General features: G+C 69.6%; 16 protein-coding genes. 11 read left to right on the plus strand and 5 right to left on the minus strand.

Annotated features, from left to right (window positions below; genetic code table 11):
* Positions 1–22: 22 nt before the first annotated feature.
* Positions 23–1,177 carry a sensor histidine kinase gene (locus tag U1H99_RS21130; RefSeq protein WP_323143682.1) on the minus strand — a complete coding sequence of 385 codons (1,155 nt, stop codon included), beginning with the start codon at positions 1,175–1,177 and terminating at the stop codon, positions 23–25.
* 207 nt (positions 1,178–1,384) lie between these two features.
* Between U1H99_RS21130 and U1H99_RS21135 the strand changes: the two genes are divergently transcribed.
* Together U1H99_RS21135 and U1H99_RS21140 are read left to right on the plus strand one after the other, a co-directional pair.
* Complete coding sequence (locus U1H99_RS21135) at positions 1,385–1,708, plus strand: hypothetical protein (RefSeq protein WP_323143683.1); 324 nt, start codon at positions 1,385–1,387, stop codon at positions 1,706–1,708.
* An 81-nt stretch (positions 1,709–1,789) separates the two neighbouring features.
* Complete coding sequence (locus U1H99_RS21140) at positions 1,790–3,523, plus strand: coiled-coil domain-containing protein (protein WP_323143684.1); 1,734 nt, start codon at positions 1,790–1,792, stop codon at positions 3,521–3,523.
* Here U1H99_RS21140 and U1H99_RS21145 read toward each other — a convergent pair whose 3' ends face one another.
* A complete protein-coding gene (locus U1H99_RS21145; protein WP_323143685.1) occupies positions 3,524–5,164 on the minus strand; it encodes a sulfatase-like hydrolase/transferase in 1,641 nt (546 codons plus the stop codon).
* Between the two features lie 152 nt (positions 5,165–5,316).
* On the opposite strand from U1H99_RS21145, the gene U1H99_RS21150 reads away from it, so the two are divergent.
* The 7 genes from U1H99_RS21150 to U1H99_RS21180 all read left to right on the plus strand — a co-directional run bounded on the left by U1H99_RS21150 (position 5,317) and on the right by U1H99_RS21180 (position 13,621).
* On the plus strand, positions 5,317–7,845 hold the full coding sequence (locus tag U1H99_RS21150) for a TonB-dependent receptor (protein WP_323143686.1): 2,529 nt from the start codon (positions 5,317–5,319) through the stop codon (positions 7,843–7,845).
* Positions 7,845–9,317 carry a histidine phosphatase family protein gene (locus U1H99_RS21155; protein ID WP_323143687.1) on the plus strand — a complete coding sequence of 491 codons (1,473 nt, stop codon included), beginning with the start codon at positions 7,845–7,847 and terminating at the stop codon, positions 9,315–9,317. The genes U1H99_RS21150 and U1H99_RS21155 overlap by 1 nt, the downstream gene beginning before the upstream one ends.
* Before the next feature lie 110 nt (positions 9,318–9,427).
* On the plus strand, positions 9,428–10,468 hold the full coding sequence (locus tag U1H99_RS21160; protein WP_323143688.1) for an acyl-CoA dehydrogenase family protein: 1,041 nt from the start codon (positions 9,428–9,430) through the stop codon (positions 10,466–10,468).
* On the plus strand, positions 10,456–11,238 hold the full coding sequence (locus U1H99_RS21165) for a PIG-L deacetylase family protein (RefSeq protein ID WP_323143689.1): 783 nt from the start codon (positions 10,456–10,458) through the stop codon (positions 11,236–11,238). Before U1H99_RS21160 ends, U1H99_RS21165 begins: the two co-directional genes overlap by 13 nt.
* Complete coding sequence (locus tag U1H99_RS21170; protein WP_323143690.1) at positions 11,216–11,794, plus strand: methyltransferase domain-containing protein; 579 nt, start codon at positions 11,216–11,218, stop codon at positions 11,792–11,794. Before U1H99_RS21165 ends, U1H99_RS21170 begins: the two co-directional genes overlap by 23 nt.
* Positions 11,791–12,489, plus strand: coding sequence for a glycosyltransferase family 2 protein (locus U1H99_RS21175; protein ID WP_323143691.1), 699 nt, complete (start codon positions 11,791–11,793; stop codon positions 12,487–12,489). Before U1H99_RS21170 ends, U1H99_RS21175 begins: the two co-directional genes overlap by 4 nt.
* Positions 12,490–12,559: 70 nt before the next feature.
* Complete coding sequence (locus tag U1H99_RS21180; RefSeq protein ID WP_323143692.1) at positions 12,560–13,621, plus strand: hypothetical protein; 1,062 nt, start codon at positions 12,560–12,562, stop codon at positions 13,619–13,621.
* Here the strand turns inward: U1H99_RS21180 and sbcB are convergent.
* From sbcB to U1H99_RS21195, 3 genes are all read right to left on the minus strand, one after another.
* The gene (gene sbcB / locus U1H99_RS21185) at positions 13,602–15,236 is read right to left on the minus strand and encodes an exodeoxyribonuclease I (RefSeq protein ID WP_323143693.1); all 1,635 of its coding nucleotides are present in this window, start codon (positions 15,234–15,236) and stop codon (positions 13,602–13,604) included. The genes U1H99_RS21180 and sbcB overlap by 20 nt on opposite strands.
* Before the next feature lie 63 nt (positions 15,237–15,299).
* Positions 15,300–18,353 (minus strand): glycosyl hydrolase family 28-related protein, encoded by a 3,054-nt coding sequence (locus tag U1H99_RS21190; RefSeq protein WP_323143694.1) that lies wholly within the window; start codon positions 18,351–18,353, stop codon positions 15,300–15,302.
* Between the two features lie 20 nt (positions 18,354–18,373).
* The gene (locus tag U1H99_RS21195; protein WP_323143695.1) at positions 18,374–21,409 is read right to left on the minus strand and encodes a TonB-dependent receptor plug domain-containing protein; all 3,036 of its coding nucleotides are present in this window, start codon (positions 21,407–21,409) and stop codon (positions 18,374–18,376) included.
* A gap of 282 nt (positions 21,410–21,691) precedes the next feature.
* On the opposite strand from U1H99_RS21195, the gene U1H99_RS21200 reads away from it, so the two are divergent.
* Together U1H99_RS21200 and U1H99_RS21205 are read left to right on the plus strand one after the other, a co-directional pair.
* Entirely contained in the window at positions 21,692–22,510 is an 819-nt protein-coding gene (locus U1H99_RS21200) for an alpha/beta fold hydrolase (protein WP_323143696.1), read from the plus strand.
* Between the two features lie 137 nt (positions 22,511–22,647).
* A complete protein-coding gene (locus U1H99_RS21205) occupies positions 22,648–24,390 on the plus strand; it encodes a GMC family oxidoreductase (protein WP_323143697.1) in 1,743 nt (580 codons plus the stop codon).
* The last annotated feature ends 70 nt before the right edge of the window (positions 24,391–24,460 follow it).

Below are 24,460 nucleotides of genomic sequence, written 5' to 3' on the forward strand. Positions count from 1 at the left end.
GGCGATCCCATTGTACCCATCTTCAGGCAGGCTGGCTCAGGGTCGGCGCGTTCGGGTACAGGCCGCCGTCCACGGGGATATCGACGACGAAGGTGGTCCCCCGTTCGTGGCTGGTGTCGAGGCCGATACTGCCGCCGTGGCTCTCCGCCACCGCGCGCACGTAGGGCAGCCCGATGCCCCACCCCTGCTTGTCGCCGCTGATGGCGGATTCCGCGCGGCGGTACATCTGGAAGATGCACTCCTGCTCGTCCGGCGGGATCGGCGCGCCCTCGTTGTGGACCGACAGCAGCAGGCGCCCGTACACCTCGTCCACCTTGATCGTCACCGGCGTGCCCTCGCTGCCGTACTTGACCGCATTGCTGACCAGGTTCTCGAGCGTGCGCTTGAGGGCAGCGCGGTCCCAGTAGCCCGTCACCGGACGCGCGTCGACCTCGAAACGCGGTCCCCAGGCGGCCGCCGCCTCGGCCTGGACTTCCGCCACGACCTCGCGCATGTCGAAGCGCGACAAGCCCAGTTCGATCCTCTCGCCGCTGTGGAACTTCATCGTGTGCAGCAGTTCATCGACCATGTCCGCCATCCGGCGCGTGCTCGACAGGGCCTTGGCCGCGACCGCTCGGATACGCGCCGGATCGTCGAGGAGCGCGATCAGTTCCAGCGCCGTCATGGTGGCGGCCAGCGGCCCGCGCAAGTCGTGGGTGAGCGCCGCCGCGAAGCGTTCCCGGAAGCCGCTGTGGACCAGCGAAAAGGCTTCCACCGCTTCCTGGATACCGGAGTCGATCGAACTGTTGATCGCGTGGGTCTCGTTGAAGTCGAGACTGACGTTTTCCCGGTGCAGCACGTCGAAGATGGTCGCGCGGAAAAGCTGGTATTCCTCGATCAGGGCGGTCTGGGTGTAGGCCGTGATGCGCGCACGCTCGCCGCCATGCTCGGCCGCCACCGTGGTGCCGTCGACGGCGGAGGTGCGCGGATAGTCCGGACTGAGGCTTTCGGCGATGTTGTCGTAGAAGACCGGCATCGTATCGATCAGGATGGGCAGCTCCACGTTGCGCGCCTCGGCGATACCTTCCTTGACGCGCTGCAGCCAGGTCGCGAACACCTGGCCACGCAGCTCCAGCATGCGCCTGGCATTCGCGGACAGGGTGGATGGGGCCTGGTTCTGGTCGCTGGCAAAGGTCATGCGTCTCCGTGAAATCGTCGATTTTGCCGCATCTTACCCCTTGCACGCCTGCGTTCGCGCCAATTGTTATTTCCAGATTTACGAGATTTAACAGACGCGGCCCATTCGTGTAATGGTTTGCAACAAATTGCAATCGTGCATATGTAGCAATGCGTATACGATTCAAGTAAATATGTTGCAATATTATTACGTAAAGGGACAGATATCATGCGCCAGCCATGGACATCCGAACGGATAAGAACAGCGGTCGTCGGCGCGGAACAGCAGCTCGAGCAGGTGATTTCGATCGCGGCGATGCAGGACCCTCCCCGCAAGACGATCCTAGAGGCGTCCTACCAGGTGGTCCACGACGCCATCGTCAGCCTGGTAACCCTGTTTCGCGACCATGTGGCCGATGCCGGCGCCGCGACCCTGATCGCCCGCGCGTACGCCAAATGCGTCGCCGGCACCATCAGCTCGCCCAAGGTAGCCTGCATCCGCCACGTGCTCGAGGTCGTGCAGGCGATGCGCGAACAACACTTGCCGGCCTGACCGACCCCAGCGATCGGCGCCGGCAGTGATATAAAGCTCGACATCGCGCTTCGGCGCCACACACTTCGCTGGATTTGCCACATGGGTCATCTGCTGTCGTCCTTCTTCGCCCTGCTGCGCCGCTACGCTCTCCTGTTCATCGGTATCGTGCTGATCCTGGTGTGCGGGAGCTGGCTGCGCGGCGAATGGCGGCAGGTGCGCGCCGTCGCCGCCGAGCTGCCGGCGCTGCGGACGGCGCAGCAGCACGCCGATACGGTCCAGGCCAGGCTGCGCGACGAAGTGATGCGGGACGCGCGCCGGATGTCGGCGGCGACGCTGCCGCAGCTGGACGCCCGCATGCGCGAGGTCGACGCCGCCATCCTGCGCCTCGAACGACAGCAGGCGCAGCTGCGCGACCCGCTGGCGCTGCTGCGCGCCGGCGCCGACACCCTGCCCGCGCGGCTGGAACAGGCGGCGCTGCAGGGTATCGAACTCGAACTGCGGCGCCAGGAGCGCGCCTGGCTGGCGACCTTGCGCAGCCGCCTCGGCTTCCTGCTCGACCAGGAAGCCGCACGCCGGCACCTGGAGGGCCTGCGGCTGGCCTACCTGGGCGAATTCCAGGTCCAGGAAGTCGCGAAGAAGCAGCTCGCCGCCGCCTACGCCCGGCAGGGATGGTTCGACCGCGTGTTTCCGTATTCGGCCACGCGCCGCCAGCTGCGCGCACTGGAGACCCAGGTGGCGGCGCAAACGGCGCGCACCGATGCCGCGCTCGTCCGCTTCCGGCGCCAGAAGGCGCTGGTGGAGCAGCTGCCGCGCGCTCCGGACCTGGCCACGCTGGCGATCGACGAGCGCCGCCTGGCCGCCGCCGCCGCCCCGCTGGCCGGGCGCCTGCGCCGTGCCGAGACCTTTGCCGCGCAGAGCGTCGCATGGCAGACCTGGCAGGTGGTGAAGCCGGTGCTCGGCGCTGCGGTGGCCGTGCTGGTATCGTGGATCGTGGTGCCGTTCGCGATCCGCGCCGTTTTCTACTTCGTGCTGGCGCCGCTGGCGGCGCGGGCGCGTCCCATCGTCATCGCCGGTCCGCGCGACGGCGATGACCGTCCGTTCCACGCCTGGCGGCGCCTGCGCGGGAGCGCGCCGCAGATCTCGGCCGTGTCGCAGCGGCTCACGCTCGGCCCCGGGGACGAGATGCTGATCCGGCCGGCCTATTGCCAGAGCCAGCCCGAACACGTCGAGGTCGGCACCAAGCTGCTTTTCGACTGGTCCTATTGGCTGCCCAGCATCGCGGCGCACCTGTGGCTGCTGAACCGCCTGCACGCGCCGCGCGCGGCCGAGATCGTGGTTTCGTCCACCGTCGACCCGCTCGAGGAAGTCGCCCTGCTCGAGATCCCGGCCGGCGCCGCCTTCGTGCTGCAGGCCAGGGGCCTGGCCGGGGTGCTGTACCGGCGCGGGCAACGCCCGCGGATCCGCAGCCACTGGCGGCTCGGCACCCTGCACGCCTGGCTGACGCTGCAGCTGCGCTACCTGTCGTTCGAAGGACCGGCGACGCTGGTCGTCAAGGGCCGGCGCGGGGTCCGGCTCGAGAACGCGGGCGCGGGACGGCTGGTCAGCCAGGATGCGACGCTGGGCTTCAGCACCAACACCCATTATTCCACCGTGCGCGCCCGCCCCTTCCTGCCCTACATGCTGGGACGGCGCGCGCTGCTGGACGACCGCTTTGCCGGGGACGATGCCTATTACCTGTACGAGGAGATTCCCGCACGCGGCCAGGCCGGCTACCGCGACCGCAATCCGCTGGAGGCGCTGGTCGATGCCGGCCTGAAGGCGCTGGGGGTGTGATCAGTCCGGGATGGCGCGCGCCACCGGGCCGGGCAGGCGGCTTTCGGTCCAGGCATAGTCCGCCGCCAGCACGTTGTAGCGCGTCGCCTGGCCCTGCCACTGCAGCTGCAGCAGGTCGGCCAGCGTCCAGCCGGCCCAGTCGGCGCGGAAGGAACGGTTTGCCAGCTCGGCCGCGGCCGGCCAGGGCCGGTTGCGCCAGACCAGGGCCGGGATCCGGTAGCCGGCCGGGGTGGCCGGGCTGTGTCCCGCGAAGTCGGCGTCGTGGCCGACTTCCTGCCCGTGGTCGGACAGGTACATCCAGGCCACGTTCCCCGCCGGCTGCGGCGCCGCGCTGGCCTGCACCAGCCCGAGGATGCGCGACACCACGGTATCGTGGTAGCGGATCGCCGCGTCGTATTCCTTGCGCAACGTGCCGACCCGCCAGGAGCGGCCCGCCGCGGCCAGCCCGGCATCCACCGCATCGGCGGCGGCAAAGGCGTCGGCGCCGGCCGGATAGCGCAGCTTGTAATACGGATGCGCGCCGAGCAGGTGCACCACGATGAACTTGCGCGGCGCGCCATCCGCGAGCGCGGCCTGCACGTCGTGCGTGATCACCTCGTCCAGACCGCCGCCCGAGCGGCCCGGATTGCGGTTGGTGGTGGTCGCCACGTCCGCCAGGCGCGCATGCTGCTGCTCGATGCCGATGTCGTCGTGGTTGCTGATCCACCAGGTGCGGTAGCCGGCGGCGCGCGCCAGCGCCAGCAGGTGCAGGTCCTCGCCGCCGTCGTTGCCCTGGTCGAGGGCGAACAGTTCGTTCAGCGCCGGCAGCGTGGTAGCTTCGCCGGCCCAGGCATTGCGGATCACCAGCATGTCGTCGCCAAGCTTGTGCTTCAGGGCCGCCAGCGCCGGCGTGGTCGCGCGGCCGTAGCCGTACAGCGACATGTTGTCGCGGTTGACGCTGTCGCTCAGGACCAGCACCACGGTCGACGGGCCGTCGCCCTTCACCGCCGGCCGCGCGCCTTCGGCCAGCGCCCGCGCGCGGGCACGCACGCCGTCGTAGCGGTCCCACTCGCCGCGCATGCCGGCCACCGACTGTGTCCAGCCGCTCCAGAACACGGCCGGCTGCAGCCTGCGCCAGGGCTTGAAGGCATGGGCCAGCACCGACACGCACAACAGCGCGACCAGTACCCGCGCCGCCAGCCGCGGTACCGGCGTGCGGCGGTTGCCCTGCGCCGCCAGCCAGGCCGCCCCGGCCAGCGCCATGCACAGCGCGATGGCCCAGCCGGCGATCGTCGGCGCGAAGGTGCGCGCATATTCGCTGCCCTCGCGCCAATTGGTGTTGGCGACGGCGCCGATGACGAAGCTGCTGTCCGGCGCCGCGCCGTAGGCGTCGCCCATATAGGAGCGCACGGCGCCGTCGAGCAGGAACAGGCCTGTCCAGAGGGTGACGACAACGCTGCGCAGCAGGTGGGCGCGGGCGCCGGGCAAGGGCCACAGCAGGGTGAGCACCCCCGGCAGCATCAGCACCGCCAGCTGCGCGCTGCGCGATGCGCTGTGCCCCTGCAGGAGAAACAAGGTGCTGCCGGCCACGATGGCCGCGCAGGCGATGGCGGCGTGGCGCAAGGCGCCCTGGGGAAAAATCGAGATCTTGTTGAATGCCATACTGACTTCGTGATTGGTGGAACCCGGCTGTAAATACCCGGCAGTATACAAAAGGTTCAATCCGGCATTGTCTTTTATTAAGATGCCGTTTTGTCATCAACGCGTCATACCCTGTGCCTACAGTAGCGGTCTTTGCCCCGACCGAGAGCACCATGCAAGCGATCCTGCGCCAACTGCCGCCACCCCGATTCCTGACCCTGGCCATCTGCTGGGCCTGGACCTGCCACGCCCAGGCCCAGGCACAGCAGGCGCCTGTCGACAACACCGTCGTCGTGACGGGCCAGCGCGCCAGCATCCGCAAGGCAATCCTGCAGCAGGAAGGCGCCGACAACATCGTCAGCGTGGTCAGCGCCGACGACATCGGCGCCCTGCCCGACATCAACGCCTCGGAAGCGGCGGCGCGCCTGCCCGGCATCTCGGTGCAGCGCGACCAGGGCGAAGGCCGCTACGTCACGGTGCGCGGCCTGGGTCCGGACCTGAATGCGGTCACCATCAACGGCGCGCTGGTGCCGGCGCCCGAGAACGGCCGCCGCGGCGTATCGCTCGACGTGCTGCCGGCCGGGATGGTACGCTCGCTCGAAGTCACCAAGACCCTGACCCCGGACATGGATGCCAATTCGCTGGGCGGCACGGTCGAGGTCAAGACGGTGTCCGCATTCGACGTCAAAGGACCGCTCTTGAACATGAGCCTCGGCAACGGCTACAACACCCTGGCCAAGAAGCACAGCCCGCAGGCCGGGCTGCTGTGGGCCGACCGCTTCGGCGGCGGCCGGTTCGGCATCGCGATCGGCGCCAGCGCCGACCGCCGCAAGCTGGCGTCCGACGACGTCGAGACCGGCGGCGCCTGGAAGGACGGCCGTCTGGGCGGCGTCGAGTTGCGCGATTACCAGCCCGAACGCGAGAACAAGGCCTTCGCCGTCAACCTCGATTACCGCCCCGCGCGCGACACCATGCTGGCCCTGAAGACCTTCCACAGCAGCTTCAGCGACGACGAGATCCGTGACCGCCTGACCATCGGCAACATCACGGGCGGGTCGGCGGCCGAAGGCGCCACCTTTACCGGCCGTGCCGAACGACGCCTGCGCCAGCGCAAGTACACCCGCACCATCGATTCAAGCGTGCTCACCGCCGAGCGCAGCATCGATGACTGGAAACTGGCCGCCGGCGCCGGCGTCAGCCATGCCGACGAAGACCAGCCGAACGCCCTCAACGACGTCCAGTTCCGCCAGAATAACGTGGCCGGCCTCGCGTTCAGCGGCACCGAGCTGCCGCTGCTGAGCGGCCCCGCTAGTCTGTATGACGCGGGCCGCTACAACCTGAACGCCATCACCTTCCAGAGCCGCGCCAGCCGCGACAAGGAAAAGCACGTGCGCTTCGACCTGAGCCGCCGCTTCGCCGCCGGCGCACTGGAATCCACCCTGAAATTCGGCGCCAAGGTCAGCCGCCGCGACAAGTCGAACGACACCGACCAGTGGGCCTTCACCAGCGCCAGCGCCGCCAGCCCGAACTACTGGGGCGCGGGTCCGACCACGCTGTCCGGCTTCACCAACGGTGCGACGGTCGACTTTCCGCAGGCGATCGGCCTGGCCATCGACCCCGACCTGGTGCGCGCCCGCGTGGCCGGCCTGAACGCCGCCGCGGCGCGCAGCCTGTCCGCCTCCGTCGTCAGCGACTGGGCGCTGAAGGAAAACATCCGTTCGTGGTACGTGCAGGACGCCACCACCTTCGGCAACTGGCACCTGCTGCTGGGCGTGCGCCACGAGAACACCGCGTTCGGCGCCGACGGCAACCAGGTCTCCACCAGCAACGCCGTGACGCCGGCGCGCAGCAGCCAGTCGTACGCGAACACGCTGCCCAACGTCCAGCTGCGCTACCGGGTGGACGCCGACACCAGCATCCGCGCCGCCCTCACGCGCGCCGTGGTGCGTGCCAACTTCAGCCAGCTGGCGCCGGGCATCGCCTACGCCAGCCCGACCGAGGCGACCATCGGCAACCCAGACCTGAAGCCGCTGCGCTCGAACAACCTGGACCTCGGGATCGAGCACGTGTTCGGCACCGACGGCACACTGTCGCTGTACGCGTTCAAGAAAGACATCCGCGACTTCACCTACCAGACCAACCTGGCCGGCACCGGCGCCTGGACCGGCTACACCACCGCCACCGGCTTCGTCAACGGCGACGACGCCGACGTCAAGGGCGTCGAGATCAACTACAACCATGCGCTGCGCTTCCTGCCCGGCCTGTGGAGCGGCCTGATCGTCGGCGCCAACGGTACCCTGACGGGCTCGGACTCGCGCCTGTCGCGCTTCGACAAGGCCAGCGGCGCGATGCGGTCGCGCTCGGTCGCGCTGCCCGGCCAGTCGGACCGCATCTGGAACCTGATGGTCGGCTACGAGACCGGCCCGCTCAGCACCCGCATCGCCGCCAACATGAAGTCGCGCTACCTGCTGCAAACCGGCGCCGACGTGCTCGACGCCGGCCAGGACAACTGGGTCGACAGCCAGACCCAGGTCGATTTCTCGCTGCGCTACCAGGTCACGAAGCGCGTCAAGCTCGGCTTCGAGGTGTTGAACATCACGCGCGAGCGCTACTACGTCTACCTCGGCACCAAGCCGTACAACGTGCAGAACGAGCAGTACGGCCGCACCTTCCGCCTCAGCCTGCAGGGGACGCTGCTGTGATGCGCGCTTTCCTGCTGATCCTGCCGGCCTGCATTGCAAGCGGCGCCCTAGCGGCTGCCACGGCGCCGGACGTGAGCGGCACCAAGCAGCCCTACGCGCCGCGCCAGGATCCGGCCACCTACGAAGCGCCGCCGCCGGGCTTCGTGCCGGTGCAGCTGCAGCTGGTGGCGCGCCACGGCGCGCGCGGGCTGACCGGCATGAAGGGCGAACTGGCGCTGCTGAACCTGTGCCGCCTGGCGCGCGAGCAGAGGGCGCTCACGCCGCTGGGCGAACAACTGGCGGCGGACCTGGAAGCGCTGATCCGCGCCAACGCCCTGCTCGGCGCCGGCGTGGAAGGCGTCGCCAAGCCGGGCTACGGCAACCTGTCGCTCACCGGCATCGAGGAACACCGCGGGCTGGCACGGCGCACGCTGGCGCGCCAGCCCGCGGTGTTCGACGGCGCCGGCGCCATCGTGGTCGAGCATTCGGGCGTCGACCGCGCCCGCGACAGCGCCGCCGTCTACACCGCGGCACTGCTGCAGGCCAGACCGGCATTGGCGCCGCGGCTGCAGGATGGCGGCGCCAACCGCTACACCCTGTACTTCCACAAGCTGAATACCAAAACCGACGGCGGCGCGCAGGAAGGCTGGCGCCGCGACGTGTTCCGGGCCAGCGCCGCCTACCAGGCCTACCTCGACAGCCCTGCCCTGGCCGCCAGACTCGAGGCGATCGATGCCGATCCGCGCCTGAAACCGGCCACGCACGCGGTGCTGGGGCGCCTGTTCCGCCCCGCTTTCCTGGCGCGGCTGGCGCGTGGCGACGTCCACGCGGCCAACACCGGCAGCTTCGACTTCGCGACCGCCGACGGCAGCTTCAAGACCACGGTGAAAGGCGACGGCAAGACCGTCATCGCCGGCGCCAAGGACGCCCTGGAAGCGCTGTCGGATGCCCACGACATCGCCCCCGGCCTGGCACGCGAACTGGGCGGCGACCCGCGCCGCGACTTCGGCACCTACCTGCCGCCCGCGCAGGCGCGCCTGCTGTCCAGCCTGAAGCAGGCCGAGGATTTCTACGAAAAAGGCCCGGGGATGCGCGAGCAGGATGGCGTGACCTGGCGCATGGCCGGCGGGCTGGTCGCCGAACTGTTCCGCGAAGCCGGCGCCGATGCGCCGCTGGCCCACCTGCGCTTCACCCACGCCGAGATCATGCTGCCGCTGGCTGCCGCCCTGGGCCTGCCCGGCAAGTCCGAACCCCTGCCGCAGTCGGTGCCGTTCAGCGAACAGGCCAGCCGCTGGCGCAGCGCCGAGGTGGCGCCCTACACCGCCAACCTGCAGTGGGACAGCTACCGCCATCCGGATGGACGGCGCATCGTGCGCATGCTGTGGAACGAGGCCGAGACCGGCTTCAAGCCGGCCTGCGACGGCGCCCGCATCGCGCCCGGCAGCCATTTCTATGACCTCGCCCGGCTGAAGGCGTGCTACGGGCAGGAGTGAAACCCCCATCATCTTCATCATTTCGCCGTACCCGCAATCGTGGCCGGCGCATCCAGTGCGTTCAAATTCGGCAAAGCAATGGTACGATGTAATTTTTACAACGTCACGCCATGCTCAGCCAGCCCTCCTCTTCCGGCGCCGATGAAGTCGGCCACCTGCGCGCGCTATTGAACGACATGGCGGGACAGCCGCCCGCCACCGCCCTGCAGCGCCTGATCGCCGCCGGCGCCGACCGCCTGCCCCTGCCCGGCCACGGCGCGACGCTGGCGCGCTGGCGTGCGCTGGCCGCCGTCGGCGCGCGCGACCTGAGCCTGGCCAAGCTGTTCGAAGGTCATACCGACGCCCTGGCCATCCTGCACGAAGCCGGCGCCGACCGCGGCGGCGATGGTGCGGCCTGGGCCACCTGGTGCGCGGAACCGCCCGACGCCCGCCTGCGCCTCGAGCCGGCGCCGGACGGCGGTTTCGTACTGCATGGCCGCAAGGCCTGGTGCTCGGGCGCGCGCAGCGTGTCGCATGCGGTGGTCAGCTGCTGGAACCGGGACGGCGAGCCGATGCTGGCCGCGGTCGAGCTGCGCCAGGCCGGCGTACGCATGACCGACGATGGCTGGCAAGCAGTCGGGATGCGCGATTCCGCGAGTTTCGACGTCCACTTCGAGAATGTCGCCGCGGTGCCGCTCGGCGGCCCGAATTTCTACGTGAAGCGCGCCGGATTCTGGCATGGCGGCGCCGGCGTCGCCGCCTGCTGGTTCGGCGCGGCCACTGCGCTGGCCGATGCCTTGTCCGTGGCGCTGCGCGCGCGTTCGGCCGCGCAACCCGATCCGCACCGCCTGGCCGGACTCGGCGAAGTCGCGGTCGCGCTACAGGGCGCCGCCGCCCTGATGCGCGAGGCCGCCGCCGAGATCGACCGCGCCCCGATGGATGACGCCATGACGGCGGCCCTGTCGGTGCGCCTAAGCGTGGAAGCGGCAGCCAACGTCACGCTGGGCGCGGTCGGCCGCGCGCTCGGACCGGGTCCGATGTGCAAGGACGCGGCCATGGCGCGCCGCTTCGCCGACCTGCCGGTATTCATGCGCCAGAGCCACGCCGAGCGCGACCAGGAAGCGCTCGGCCGGCGCCTGGCCGAGACCATGGAGCAGCCATGGACGCTGTGACACACGACCGTACGATCCACGGCGACGGCACCGCCGCCGGGGCCTGGCACGAGGATGCCGCGCTGGCCGCCGTGCCACCGAGCGATGCGGTGGCGCTGGTGCCGCCCGGATCGCGCCTGGTGATCGTGGCGCCGCACCCGGACGACGAGATCCTCGCCTGCGGCGGCCTGCTGCAGCTGCTGGCCCCTGGCGCCCCGCCGCCCTTGCTGGTCGCGGTGACCGACGGCGAGGGCAGCCATCCCGGTTCCGCCGCCTGGCCGCCCGAACGGCTGCGCGCCGAGCGTCCGCACGAGACGCTGGCGGCGCTCGATTGCCTCGGCGTCGCCCGGCCGTCGCTGCTGCGCTGCGGCATCGCCGACGGTGGCGTGCGTGCGCGCGAAGCCGAGCTGGCGCAGCGGCTCACTAACTTGCTGGGGCCGGACGACGTCGTGGTCACCACCTGGCGCTACGACGGCCATCCCGACCACGAAGCCACGGCGCGTGCCTGCGCCGCGGCCGCGGCGGCGCATGGCGCGCGCCTGCTGGAAGTGCCGATCTGGGGCTGGCACTGGAGCACGCCGGCCGACGGCGCCATGCCGCTGGCGCATGCGCGCAAGCTGCCCCTGCCGGACGCGGTGCTGGCGCGCAAGCGCGCCGCCATGGCCTGTTTCCAGAGCCAGGTCTTGCCCGATGCCAGCCGCGCCGCCGAACCGGTAGTGCCGGCGCATGCGCTGGACCGGATCCTGATACCTTTCGAATTGTATTTCCATGAACCTGCACGACCATTTTGAATCGCTGTACGCGGCCGACGAGGATCCGTGGGACGTACGCACCACCTGGTACGAACGGCGCAAGCGCGCCATCCTGCTGGCCAGCCTGGGCCAGGCACGCTACCGCAGCGCCTTCGAGCCGGGCTGCGGCAACGGCGAGATGAGCGCCGCGCTGGCGCCGCGCTGCGATCGCCTGCTGGCCTGCGACGGCGCAGCCAGCGCGGTGGCCGCTGCGCGGCGCCGCCTGCACGGCGCGGCGCCGCAAGCCGTGCGCATCGAGCAGCGCAGCCTGCCCGCGCAATGGCCGGCGGATGAACGCTTCGACCTGGTCGTCATCAGCGAGCTGGCGTACTACTTCGACGCCGCGGTCCTGCAAGACCTGCTGGCGCGCACCCACGCCATGCTGGACGCCGGCGGCGAACTGGTGATGTGCCATTACCTGCACGATTTCGACGACCGCATGAGCGCCACGGCCGACGCCCATGCGCTGGCCGGGCGCCTGCCCGGCATGGTGCGCACCGTGCGCCACCTCGACCAGGATTTCCTGATCGAGACCTGGCAGCGGAGCGCATCATGATCGGCATCGCGGTGCCGGCCCACAACGAGGAAGCCGTGCTCGGCGCCTGCCTGGCGGCGCTGCTCGCCGCCGCCCGCGATCCCGGCCTGGGTGGCGAAGCGGTGGCGGTGCTGATCGTGCTGGATGCCTGCGACGACGATTCGGACGGCGTGGTGCGGCGCCACCGTCCGCTGTTCGCCGCGGCCGGGGTGACGCTCGACAGCATCGCCGTCGACGAACGTCGGGTCGGCGCCGCGCGCGCCGCCGGCGCTCGCCGCCTGCTGTCCCTCGGTGCGCGCTGGCTGGCGTTCACCGACGCCGATACGCGCGTGACCCCGCAATGGCTGGCCGCGCAGCTGGCGCTGGATGCCGACGTGGTCTGCGGCTCGGTGGCGGTCGACGACTGGTCGCCGCACGGCGACCGCGCCGATGCGCTGCGCGCCCACTTCGACGGCTTTTACCAGGACCGCGAGGGGCATCGCCACATCCACGGCGCCAACCTAGGGGTCGATGCCACGGCCTACCGGGCGGCGGGCGGATTCGAGGCGGTGTCCTGCCACGAGGACGTGCTGCTGGTCAAGGCACTCGAGCGGATCGGCGCGCGCTTCGCCTGGAGCGCGCGGCCGCGCGTCTACACCAGCGCGCGCCGCGACGCACGCGCGCGCGACGGCTTCGGCGATACCTTGCTGAGGATGCTGGACAGCCCGCTGTCCTGAGTGCGGCGCCGGGCCCGGCGCCAATCCTGTATCGTGGCTGGCAAAGAACAAGCTTTCCAGGCGAACGACCATGAAGCGAAAAGCGCATCCCGCGCAGGCATCGGCGACCCAGCTCCAGCTCCCGCTCGGCCCGCAAGAAGCCGCCCACGACCTGTCTTATTACATCGGCCTCGGCAAGGTCTTCGCGACCTACCACAAGCGCTGGCCGACAGCCGAGGCGACCCGCGACGAATTCCGGGCGGCGCGCGTCCACGACTACGACGGCCAGCGCATCGACCGCGAACTGCGCTTCCCGGCGCCGCCCCTGGAAGCCGATCCGGCCTACCGGGCGCTGCGCGAGCGCTGCCTGGCCGATGGCCTGGGCGACGGCGTCACCCTGGCCACCCTCGATCCGCGCTATCGCACGGTGCTGAGCGACCACGCCATCGCCGCGCTGTTCGCTTCCCTGGTGCTGCCGCGTCCCGACAGCCCGGGCGCGGTGCGCTATGCGACCGGCGTGCCGGCGCATGGCCCCGGCGAGCTGTCCCTGCACGTCGGCGACGCGATACGCACGCAGGCGCTGGGGCTGGCGGACCTGGATCCCGGCGACGTGCGGATATTCGCCGCCGGTTTTCCCGTGCGCGTGCAGGCCGAAGCGGAGCTCACGGACTTGATCGACCGCGTCGGCATCTGCGGCCCGGCGGTCGTCGACCACCTCGCCGACGACTACCTGCTCCAAGCCGGCGACGACGGCAGGCTGTTCCTGATGTGCCGGGTCCACGCCGGCCGCCGCTACGCCGGCAGCTTCGACAGCGAGCGCCTGGCGCGCCGGCTGGCGGCCGTCTACGGCGCCGATCCGGTGCTGGCCGGCTTGCGCGCCAGCGCCCCGCCCGAGCTGCCGCCCGTCCCTTCCCTGCCGGCCGCGCCCGCGCCGGACAGCAACGAGGAATTGCGCGAACAGCTGGCCGCGCTCGAACCGGACGGCCACGTCCTGAACCTGCCGATCCAGGACCTGAGCCGGCTGGCCGACATCCGGCGCCTGCTGGAACAGGCCGGCGGCGTGTTCGACACGCAGCGCCAGCGCTTCGATTTTGACGACGCGACCGACCCGGCGCTGGTGGTCGAGCGCCTGCTCAGCGGCGGCGCGCCGTAGCGCGGCGTTTGGCCGGGGCAGTGCCGGCACCGCCGAAGAAGTCGGGCTGAACCGGCTGCTGCGGCGGCACGGGCGTTACGGGCGGCAGCGGCGGCGGTTCGGCCTCGGGCGGCGCCGTGCTTTCCGGCGCGGGCGCGGCTGCCGGCGTGCCGCTGTCGAAAGGATCGATTTCCACGGCCAGGCTGTCGGTGTAGGCCACGACCTCGTCGAGGAGCGCGGCGGCCGCGGGGTCGGCCAGCCCCTGCCGCAACTCGGCCACCGAGGCGCGCACCGAAGTCACCGTGCGGCTGCCGCACTCGCCGGTGATCAGCTTGTCGAAGCGGTACTCTTCCCATTTGTCCTGTTCGCGCCGCGACAGCGCCTGCGGATAATGGCGCGCCTTGTAGCGCAGGAACAGCGCGCCCAGCCTGGGATCGCCGAATTCCGGCTCGAAGGCCGCCAGGTTGCCCGGGTCCATCGCGCGCAGCATGTCCAGCGCGCGCCGGTCGGCATTGCCGATGAAGCCGGCATACAGCGCCTGCTCGGGATCGCAGTCCGGCGCGCGGTGGTCGAACGCGGCCTGCAGCAGCCGCGCCAGGTCGACCGTCTCGAGCACGCCCAGCATGGTCGGCACGTTGGCGAGGGCGGCGGCGACGTCGATCTCCAGTTCGGCGGCGCGCTCGCGCGACAGCACGCTCAGGTTCTGGAACACCGGCGGCGACTGGTTGGCGGCGATGCAGGCCAGCGGGATCGGCTCGACCTCCTGTTCGTCGTCGCCGGCTGGCGCCAGCCGCCTGCGCAGGGTCTCGGCATCGATGTCGAGCAACTGGCGCGGATCGGCCGCCAGGTCCCAGGCGATGACTTCGTTGCGGTTGACCGGGTGCTGGGCCAGCGGCAGCAGGATGCGCACCCCGGCCGCGCGCGCGGTATTCGGCCTGGTATTGAGCCCACTACTGCGCCCGACGTGGATGAAAGGCTTGTGCAGCGCCACGTCCATTTCGGCCAGCGCCAGGTTCTTGTCGATCATCGAGAAGCAATGCGCGTACAGGCGCGGCTGGCGCTCGCGGATGCGGCGCGCCAGGGACAGCGTGGCATACACGTCGGACAGGGCGTCGTGCGCCGACTGGTGCAGCAGGCCGTTGGCCGCGCTCATGCGCGCCAGGCTGAAGGAAACCGTGCCGTCCTCGTTGAGCGGCCATTCCAGTGCATCGGGGCGCAGCGCGTAGGTGGCCCGCACCAGGTGCAGCAGGTCCCAGCGGCGACACCCATCCTTCCATTCGCGGGCGTAGGGGTCCATCAGGTTGCGCCACAACATGAAGCGCACGATCTCGTCGTCGAAGGCGATCGAGTTGTAGCCGAAGCTGATCGTGCCCGGCGCGGCCAGCTCGCGCTGGACGGCATCGACGAACTGCAGTTCGGGCAAGCCCACTTCCTGGCAGAACTGGGGCGTGATGCCGTTCAGCAAGCAGGCCGCCGGATCGGGCAAGTGATCCGGGGTCGGCCGGCAATGCAGCGTGGTGGGATTGCCGACGATCTCGAGATCGAGGTCGGTACGCACGCATGCGAACTGGACGGGGCGGTCACGGACCGTATCCGTGCCTGTCGTTTCAAAATCGAAGACCAGTAAAGTGTGCATGGGCGCTCGCAGGAATCGACACGGGGCCATTATAGGCCCGCGTGCCGGATCCCCCCTGCACGATCAGATCGTCGTCGCGTACAGCGCGTGGTGCGTCAGGATGAACAGCGTGCGCCCGTCCCGTCCGCCGAACACCAGCTGCAGCGGACGCGCCGGCACGTCGATGCGCCCGACCTGCTTGCCGTCGGCGCCGTAGACGAACACCTGGCCGTTGGCCACGTACACCTTGCCGTCCGGACCCTGCGCCGCGCTTTCGCCGCCGCGGTCGGCCACCTTGGCCAGCCCGGTGAGCGCTCCGCCCTCGCCGACCAGCGCGCTGTAGGTGATGTTGCGCGAGGCATTGGTGAACAGCGCCCGCCCGCCGACCGGGGCGGTGACGAAGCCGTTGGCGTCCAGCGTGTCCGACCAGCGGTAGCCCAGGTGGTCCAGGCTGCCGTGGCGCACCACGCGGAAGGCCGGCAGCACCAGGCTGCCGTCGGGCGAGACGTATTCGCGCGCCTTGGCCTGCGCCACGTCGCGCGCGAACATCTCGTCCAGCGTGGTGAACTCGTAGGTGTCGAGGTTCAGCTGGTCCTTGAATTCGCCGTTGTTCCAGAAGTTCACCGGCAGGACCACGCGCGCGCCCGCGCGCGGCGCCGCCGGCGTGGCTGCGACGATGACCGGCCGCGCACCCGGCCTGGCAGGATCGAGCGCATACACCGTGGCATCCTTGCCGCTCGAGGACAGGATCAGCAGCTTGCCGCTGCGCTCCACCGCCAGGTTGACCGGATCGATGGGGGCGTCGCTGACCGTCTTCAAGCCTTCCCCGGCGGCGTGGCTGAAGATGCGCTTGAAATGGCGGTCGATGAAGTACAGGCGCCCGCCGGCGTCGGCAGCGCCGCCGGCGATCGAATAGAAGCCGTCCTGCAGCTTGTCCACCTTGGCCGTGGTCGTGGACGTCGAGGCTGGCGAAGGCGCCGCCGGCGGCGCGCCGTTATAGTCGAACACCGAGAACATCCGCTCGCGCACTTCCAGCCCGTTGGTGACGTCCGTGATCGCGTTCTCGTAGGCGTACTTGGAGGCGCGCAGGTAGGCGGTACAGCCGTTCTCGTCGCAGGTGGGGAAACCGCTTTCGGCGTTCACCGCGACGTTGCGGAAGCGGATGCCGCTCGAATTCGCGATCCGCACCGCGCTCGGCGCCGGCTTGATCGAACGCGTTACCCGGTACGAATGCAGGTTGGCCAGCAGGATGTTCTTCGAATTGCGGATGTCCAGCGCCACCGAATCGGCGCCGTCGTGCACCTCTTCTTCCGTCTGCGGCGCGTGGAATTCCCAGTTCTCGACGCCGTCCAGCACGATCTCGTTGCGGATGTGGTGCTCGGCCGAGAGCTCGTACACGCGGCCCGGTGTCCTGGTATTGGTCACGTAGAAGCCGGCCTGGCCGTGGCCGGCCGGCGCCCACACGCCGGTGAAGGTGCCGCCGCCGCCGTCGACCCACAGGTTCGGGCCCTGGCGGTCCCACCACGCGCTGGTGTCGAAGCGCGGCCCTTTTTTATAGGGATCGGTGGCGGCGCCCGCGCTCCACTGGAAGCGGATGTCGTCCACCAGCGACCGCTCGCCGGCGCGCCACAGCAGGCCGACGGCGCGGTCGTTGACTTCGCCGGTGTTGATGCCGATGCCGGTCACGATGGCGTCGCCGCCGCGCGCGCTTTCGATCACGGCGCGCGGCGTGCCGCTGCCCTGGTACAGCGGCGAGCCGTTCGGCAGGCGCAGCTGGGTCAGGCCGGGGTGCAGGCCGATCAGCACTGTGTCCGGCTTCAGGCGGATGGTGTCGTTGACGACATAGATCCCGAGCGGCAGGTAGACCGTGCGGCGGCTGTCGATCGCCTTCTGGATGGCGGCGGTGTCGTCGCTGACGCCGTCGCCCCTGGCGCCGAAGCTGCGCACGCTGGCCCAGTCGCGCGTGGCCGGCAGCGTACGCATCACCTGGCGCGTGCCGTCCCTGGCCGGCAGCGCCGCGGTCACGAAGCGGGTGTCGAAGGCGCCCGGCAGGCCGGCCTGTGCCACCTTCAGGCCATGGGTGAATTCGCCGACCCGGTAATCAGTGCCGCTGCCGGTGAGCGTCTTGCCGCTGTCGCGGAAGCGCGCGAAGGTCGGCACCTTGCGCGCGCTGACGCGCTCGAAGCCGACCTGGGTGTAGACGTTGTTCTCGTTGCTGATGACGACGCCCGCCTTCGACACGTTTTCCAGGCGCAGGTCCTGCCCCCACAGCCAGTCGCCGTAGCCGCGGTCGATCTCGATCCCGACCGGGGTGTTGCGTATCTCGGTGTTGGCCAGGGTCAGGGCGGCTTCGTGCTCGCGGATGGCGGCGTCGCGCTGGCCGTCGAAGGTCGAGTCGAGCAGCGTGAACTGCCAGGCCGGCGAGGTCTTCTCGGCCAGGATCCCGTAGCGGCCGCCGAAAAAGCGCAGGTCGTAGGCGATATTGCCGACCTGGTAGACCCCGGCCAGCCCCGAGCCCATGCGGAAATCGATGTGCGACAGGTTCGAGTGCTGGGCCGTGTGCATGCGCACGGCGCTGGCCGCCGGATTGCCGTCGCCGACCTCGAAGTCGACGTTCGACAGCGCCGAATAGAAGGTCGACGAATTGGCGTCGCGCACCGGCTTATCGACCGGATCGAAGGGCACGGCGCCCGGCACCGGCATCGCCACGCCGCCGATGTTGTAGGTGTCGGTGCCGGTGAAGATCAGCATGTTGGCGACGCCCTTCTGGAAGCCCGGCGTGTTCGGCCCCAGCATCAGCACCGGGCGCGTCCTGCCGACGCCGTAGATGCGCACGGCGATCGGCACCAGCAGGCTGCGGCTGATGCGGTAGCGCCCGGACGGCAGGAACACGATCCCGCCCTGCCCCTTGTTGGCGGCGGCGTCGATGGCGCGCTGGATGGCGTCGCTGTCGTCGGCGACACCGTCGCCTCTGGCCTGCACCACCACCGCGCGCGCATCCTCCGGCATCGACTGGTAGGCCGATACCGATGGCGGCGGCACAGCGGCGGCCGCCGCAGCTGCCGCCATGCCGGCGGTTGCCAGCGCGATGGCAAGCACCGCTCCGGACACCTGCTTCGGCTTGCGTTTCAATGTCATCTGCATCGTGACGGCCGCCTTCAGAAGGTCATGCGCACACCGGCGCGGTAGGTACGGCCGATGGCGTCGTACACGGCCGGGTTCAGCGCGAGGCTGAGGTTAGTCTGCGGAACCAGCACCGGCGCCCGGTCGGCCAGGTTGTCCACCTTGAAGTAGGCCGTCACCTGCTTCGAGATGTTGTAGTTGCCGCCGAAGTCGATGTACACGGCGCCCGGCATGTGGTTGTCGTAGATGGTCGGGTGGGCGGCGGTCGGCAGCGGGCAGTCGCTGCGGCACTCGATGTACTCGTTGTTGAAGACGCCGGCACCGATCCAGCGCTCGCTCAGCGTCAGCCCGAGGCGGCCATCCAGCAGCCCGTCCCAGGACTGCGACACCAGTGCCTTCCACTTCGGCGTCGCGCCGGTCATGTTGCCGGCGCCTTCGCTCGGGGTGGTGCCCGGCACGCCCGGATCCGAGATCGCGTGGATCGTGCGCGAGGCAAGGCCGCGCAGGGTCACGCTGCCCGGCAGGCCCCAGCCGGCCATGTTCAGGCGGTAGGCGGTCTCGAAGTCGATGCCGCGGGTGTGCAGCGAGGCGAAGTTGAAGCTCTGCGCCAGCACGTAGTTGCTGCCGGCCGGGCCGTTGATCGAGACCGAGCCGCACACTTCCTGGTTGCCGGCGTAGCACAGGTCGACTTCCTGCTGCGGATTGAGGGAGCTGATCACGTTGTCGACCTTGATGTCGAAGTAGTCGACCGAGAAGTTGAAGTTGCGCGCCCAGCTCGGCTGGCTCAGCACGATGCCGAAGGAATTGTTGCGCGCGATCTCGGGCTTCAGGTTCGGGTTGCCGACATTGCGCTGCTGGATCTGGACCGACTGGCCCTGGTTGTTGTTGACCGCCTGGTTGGTGACGGTCATGGCCGCATACAGCTCGGACAGGTTGGGCGCGCGCACGTCCTTGGAGCTCACCGCGCGCAGGCGCAGGCCGTCGAGCGGGGTCTTCCAGGTGGCGCCGATCTTCCAGGCGCTGGCCTTGCCGGCGGTGCTGTACTTCTCCTCGCGGTCGGCCAGGTTCAGGTTGGCTTCGCCCCAGGTGTCCGACTTCAGGAAGGGGATGTTGAACTCGACGTAGGCTTCGCGCACGTTGAAGCTGCCGCTGCCGTTGTGATAGTTACCCGCGAACCAGTTGTCGCCGCTGGCCGACAGCGTCGGGTCCTGGGGGTAGCTGGGGCTGTACGGCGACTCGAGCGCCACCCCGGCGCCGTAGGGATCGCCGCGCACCGCATATTTCTCGCGCCGGTATTCGGCGCCGAAGGCCATCGACACCGGTCCGGCCCAGCCCTGCCACACTTCGCCGTTGATGTTCAGGCTGGCCACGTCCTGGCTCGAATCGGTATGCTGCATCGGCCCGTTGACCGGCGCGATATAGTTCCAGCCCGCCAGGTTGATCGGCACGTCGCCCAGCACGTTGATCGGCTGGCAGCCGGCCGCGCGCGCCGCCGCGCTGCGGCAGACGATCTGGCCGGTGGCGGCGTCGCGCACCGCATCGATGGCGAAGTTGTAGCGCGGGTTGAGCGTGATGTCCTGCACGTGGATGACGGTGGTGTTCTCGCCGTGGGTCACGTAGGCGTCGTAGCGCCAGTCGCGGCCGAACAGGCCGAAGCGCCCGTCCGCGCCGACCACGAAGCGGCGCTGGGTGCGGGTCGGATGGACGTTGATGTCGGCCGGGAACTCGGCGTTGGCGGTGCCCACCGACATCGCGCCGCTCGGGTAGCCGGACAGGCAGCCGGCGACCAGGCTGGCCGGCAGGTAGGCGTTGTCGCAGCGGATCGCCAGGTTGCCCTGCTTGGCCGCGCCCGGATTCGGCTGGAACACCGACTTCACCTGGGCCCAGTTGGCGGTGACGTAGATTTCGTTGTCCGCATCGAGATCCCAGGAGATGCGGGTGTAGCCCACCTGGCGCTTGAAGTTCATGGCCAGGTTGGTGCCGTTGCCGACACTGCCGGAGCGGTCGCCGCCGATGCAGAAGTTGCCCATGCAATCGGCGCCGTATTCGAAGGGGTACGGCGTGCCGCCCGGCCCGAACGCGGTGCCGCGCAGCGGGCCGTTGGTGATCAGGCCATATTTTGCGTACTGGATGTGCTGGGCGTTGTGGATGTACTTGTAGCGCGGCGCGCCGGCGGCCTGCATCGCCGGCGTCGATTCCTGCAGCGCCGGATTGTCGTACCAGGAGCGCCCGCCCGCATTCACCTGGCCGAAGCGCGGCGCATCGATACCCTGGTGCTTGGTGAATTCGCCGCTCACCGTCACGTGCAGGCGGTCGTCCATGAAGCCCTTGCCCCAGGCGGCCTGCAGGGTGCCGTTCTTGTCGTCCTTGTACTTGGTCATGCCGCCTTCGACGTTGGCCTTGAAGCCGGTGAACTTCTTGTCGGTGATGAAGTTCACCACGCCGCCGATCGCATCCGAACCGTAGGAGGCCGAGGCGCCGCCGGTGACCACGTCCACGCGCTTGACCAGCAGCTGCGGGAACTGGCTGACGTCGGTGACGCCGGTGACGTTGGCGCCGACCACGCGCTGGCCGTCGAGCAGCGTCAGGGTGCGGATCGTGCCCAGCCCGCGCAGCGACAGCGAGGACAGGCCCTGGATGCCGCTCGAGGTGCTGAAGGTATTCGTGGTGCGGCCGGTGCTGCCCTGCAGGGCCGGCAGTTCGGTCAGGGTATCGAACAGGTTGGGCTTGGCGGCCTTTTCGATGTCGGCGGTGGACAGGGTCGTGGTCGGCGTCGGCTGGCTGAAACCGCGCGTCGCGATGCGCGACCCGGAGACGACGACGGTGTTTACGGCGGCGCCGCCGGCGTCCCGGCGGGCTTCGCGACTGGTGTCGCCGGTGGTGTCGCGGGCGGCGGTGGCGGGCGCCGGGGCGGCCGCTTCGGCCGGGGTGGCGGCGCCGGCGGCGGCGGCATCGGTTTGCCGGGTTGGCTGGGCATCCTGAGCCTGCTGGGCATGGGCCGGCAGGGCCAGGATGGCGCAGGCGCTGGCCACCGCAAGGCTGACCAGGGATTGTTGGAATGGCGTATGCATCGTGTCTCCGTTCTTATAGTGGTCCACATGGCCCGGTGTGGCTCACCGGTGCCAGGCTGTCGATGACTTCCATTGATCGCGAATCGATTGTCGGGTGTCTGGACCTCCTTTTCGAACAAGTGCTGAAACACTTTGTTAGCGCTAACTTGCTAACAATTCTAAGTTAGAAAGTAAATACCCGCCCAATAACTTTTTTATCCGTTGCGATACCGATCCCGGTATCGGCGACCGGCGCCATGCGTCTCGGGTACACTGCGTCTTTCGTTTGCGCCTCCGCCCGCCATGCCGACTTCCGCCAGCGCCGCCCGCCCCCGTACCCTGGAACTGCCCTGGAGAGACAAGCTGCTGCAACTCGAACTCGACTGGGTGGGCGTGGAAGACTCCGCCTACCCGCCGGTGGTGTTCTTGCACGAGGGCCTGGGTTCAGTGTCGCTGTGGAAGGATTTCCCGGACCAGCTGTGCCGGGCCCATGGCTTGAGCGGCCTAGTGTTCTCGCGTTACGGCTACGGGCGCTCCACGGCGCGCCCGCACGACGAGCGCTGGCCGCTCGACTTCATGGAACAGCAGGCCTGGGAGGTGGTGCCGGCGCTGCTCGCCAGGCTGGGCCTGGTGAAACCCTGGCTGTTCGGCCACAGCGACGGCGCCTCGATCGCCCTGCTGCTGGCGGCACGCCATGGCGCGCTGCTGAGCGGCGTCATCGTCGCCGCGCCCCACATCATGGTCGAGGACATATCGATCGCCTCGATCGGCGAGGCCCGCGCCGCCTATCTCGCCGGCCCGCTGCGCGAACGCCTGGCTCGCCATCATGCCGACGTCGAATCGGCGTTCTGGGGCTGGAACGACGTCTGGCTCGACCCGGCTTTCCGCGGCTGGGACATCCGTGCCGAGGTGGCGCGGATCGGGGTGCCGCTGCTCGCCATCCAGGGCCAAGACGACGAGTACGGCACACTGGAACAGGTCGAGGGAATCGCCCGCCTGGTGCCGCAGGCGCAGCTGCTGGTGATCCCGGGCTGCGGCCATTCGCCGCACCGCGACACGCCGGCGCGCGTGATCGAGGCCGCCGGCAAATTCATCCACGACCATACGTCCGCCATCGAATAATTTGTTTCATCACTAATCGTGATACTTAACATAAACAAACATTATTAGAATAGATGGTTGATCCACGCTACGCTATGGCAACAGCGTGGCAATCCGGGCATTCGACCGGCTGCGCATCAAAACAGCAGGAGACGAAGATGCAGGCTGCCCACGAGCGGTTCGATTATGTGATTATTGGCGGCGGATCCGCCGGATGCGTGCTGGCCAACCGCCTGTCGGCGGATCCGGACTTGCGCGTGGCGCTGGTCGAAGCCGGCCCCGACACGCCGCCCGGGGCAGTGCCTGCCGAGATCCGCGACAGCTACCCGATGCCGGTGTTCTGCGGCGAACGCTTCATCTGGCCGCAGCTGAAGGCGCGCGCCACCGCCGCGGCCCCGCTCAAGGTGTACGAACAGGGGCGCGTCATGGGCGGCGGCTCCAGCATCAACGTGCAGGCCGCCAACCGCGGCCTGCCGCGCGACTACGACGACTGGGCCGCGTCCGGCGCCGCCGGCTGGTCGTGGTCGGAGGTGCTGCCGTGGTTTCGCCGGCTCGAGCGCGACCTCGATTTCGGCGCCGCGCCGCTGCACGGCGATGCCGGCCCGGTGGCCATCCGCCGCATCTTCCCGACCGACTGGCCGCGCTTCTGCCATGCGTTCGCGGACGGCCTGCGCGGCAGCGGCCTGCCCTATTTCGACGACCAGAACGCCCAGTTCGGCGACGGCATGTTCCCGGCCGCGTTCTCGAACATCGACGACACCCGCGTGACCACGGCCTCGGCCTACCTCGACAGCGCCACCCGCGCCCGTCCCAACCTGCGTATCTTCGCCGGCATGCGCGTCGAGCGCATCCTGATGGACGGCCATACCGCGCAAGGCGTGATGACGGTCGACGGCGACGGCAACCGCCTGCGCCTGGATGGCGCCGAGGTGATCGTCTCGGCCGGCGCGCTGCAGTCGCCGGTGCTCCTGATGCATGCCGGGATCGGCGACGGCCCCATGCTGCAGCGGCTGGCGATCCCGGTGGCCGCCGACCTGCCGGGCGTCGGGCGCAACCTGCAGGACCACCCGTCGCTGACCTTCTGCCATTTCCTGGACCCGGCATTCCGCATGCCGCTGGCGCGCCGCCGCGCCAGCATGACCGCGGCCCGCTTCTCCTCGGGGCTGGACGCCTGCGACGGCTCGGACATGTACATGTCGAGCGCCACACGCGCCGCCTGGCACGCGCTCGGCAACCGCCTCGGCCTGTTCTTCCTGTGGTGTAACCGGCCGTATTCGCGCGGCCGCGTACAGCTGGCTTCGAACGACCCGCTGGCGCCCGCCGACATCGCGCTCAACCTGCTGGACGACGAACGCGACCTGCAGCGCATGGCGATCGGCGTGCGCCGCCTGGCCGAGGTGGTGCAGCAGACCGCACTGCACCGGCACGACGCCGACTTCTTCCCGGCCGCCTTCTCGCCGCGCGTCAAGGCGCTGAGTCGCTACACGCCGGCGAATGCCTGGCTGACCAAAATCCTGGGCCTGGGGCTCGACACCCCGGCCCCGCTGCGGCGCTGGCTGGTCGACCGCTTCCTCACGGGCGGGCAGACCGTGGCCTCGCTGGTGGCCGACGAGGCCGCGCTGCACGCCTTCATCCGCAAGAGCGTGTTCGGTGTCTGGCATGCCAGCGGCACCTGCCGCATGGGGCCGGCGCACGACCGGAGCGCCGTCACCGACAGCGAAGGACGGGTGCACAAGGTCGCCGGCCTGCGCGTGGTGGATGCCTCGCTGATGCCGCGCCTGCCGTCCGCCAACACGAATATCCCGACCATCATGATGGCCGAAAAAATCGCCGGCGCCATCCTGGCGCAGCGGCACCCCGCCGGCATCCAGCGCCCGACCGCGCTGGCAGAAGACCGCTGAACCACAGCGGCAACCGGTTACCCAGCCCACCCGGGGCGCCGCCATGCCACCCGGGCATTACAAGGAGACA

The sequence above is a fragment of the Massilia phyllosphaerae genome (genome assembly GCF_034659755.1).
In the GTDB taxonomy this organism is placed as follows: Bacteria; Pseudomonadota; Gammaproteobacteria; order Burkholderiales; family Burkholderiaceae_D; genus Telluria; species Telluria phyllosphaerae.

Bases quoted from the DNA above. Each gene is read 5' to 3' on its own strand.
- U1H99_RS21180 (WP_323143692.1), top strand. From the start codon at position 12,560: ATGAAGCGAAAAGCGCATCCCGCGCAGGCATCGGCGACCCAGCTCCAG.
- U1H99_RS21175 (WP_323143691.1), top strand. From the start codon at position 11,791: ATGATCGGCATCGCGGTGCCGGCCCACAACGAGGAAGCCGTGCTCGGC.
- U1H99_RS21145 (WP_323143685.1), bottom strand. From the start codon at position 5,164: ATGGCATTCAACAAGATCTCGATTTTTCCCCAGGGCGCCTTGCGCCAC.
- U1H99_RS21200 (WP_323143696.1), top strand. From the start codon at position 21,692: ATGCCGACTTCCGCCAGCGCCGCCCGCCCCCGTACCCTGGAACTGCCC.
- U1H99_RS21130 (WP_323143682.1), bottom strand. From the start codon at position 1,177: ATGACCTTTGCCAGCGACCAGAACCAGGCCCCATCCACCCTGTCCGCG.
- U1H99_RS21135 (WP_323143683.1), top strand. From the start codon at position 1,385: ATGCGCCAGCCATGGACATCCGAACGGATAAGAACAGCGGTCGTCGGC.
- U1H99_RS21140 (WP_323143684.1), top strand. From the start codon at position 1,790: ATGGGTCATCTGCTGTCGTCCTTCTTCGCCCTGCTGCGCCGCTACGCT.
- U1H99_RS21195 (WP_323143695.1), bottom strand. From the start codon at position 21,409: ATGCATACGCCATTCCAACAATCCCTGGTCAGCCTTGCGGTGGCCAGC.
- U1H99_RS21190 (WP_323143694.1), bottom strand. From the start codon at position 18,353: ATGACATTGAAACGCAAGCCGAAGCAGGTGTCCGGAGCGGTGCTTGCC.
- U1H99_RS21170 (WP_323143690.1), top strand. From the start codon at position 11,216: ATGAACCTGCACGACCATTTTGAATCGCTGTACGCGGCCGACGAGGAT.
- U1H99_RS21160 (WP_323143688.1), top strand. From the start codon at position 9,428: ATGCTCAGCCAGCCCTCCTCTTCCGGCGCCGATGAAGTCGGCCACCTG.
- sbcB (WP_323143693.1), bottom strand. From the start codon at position 15,236: ATGCACACTTTACTGGTCTTCGATTTTGAAACGACAGGCACGGATACG.
- U1H99_RS21165 (WP_323143689.1), top strand. From the start codon at position 10,456: ATGGACGCTGTGACACACGACCGTACGATCCACGGCGACGGCACCGCC.
- U1H99_RS21155 (WP_323143687.1), top strand. From the start codon at position 7,845: ATGCGCGCTTTCCTGCTGATCCTGCCGGCCTGCATTGCAAGCGGCGCC.
- U1H99_RS21150 (WP_323143686.1), top strand. From the start codon at position 5,317: ATGCAAGCGATCCTGCGCCAACTGCCGCCACCCCGATTCCTGACCCTG.
- U1H99_RS21205 (WP_323143697.1), top strand. From the start codon at position 22,648: ATGCAGGCTGCCCACGAGCGGTTCGATTATGTGATTATTGGCGGCGGA.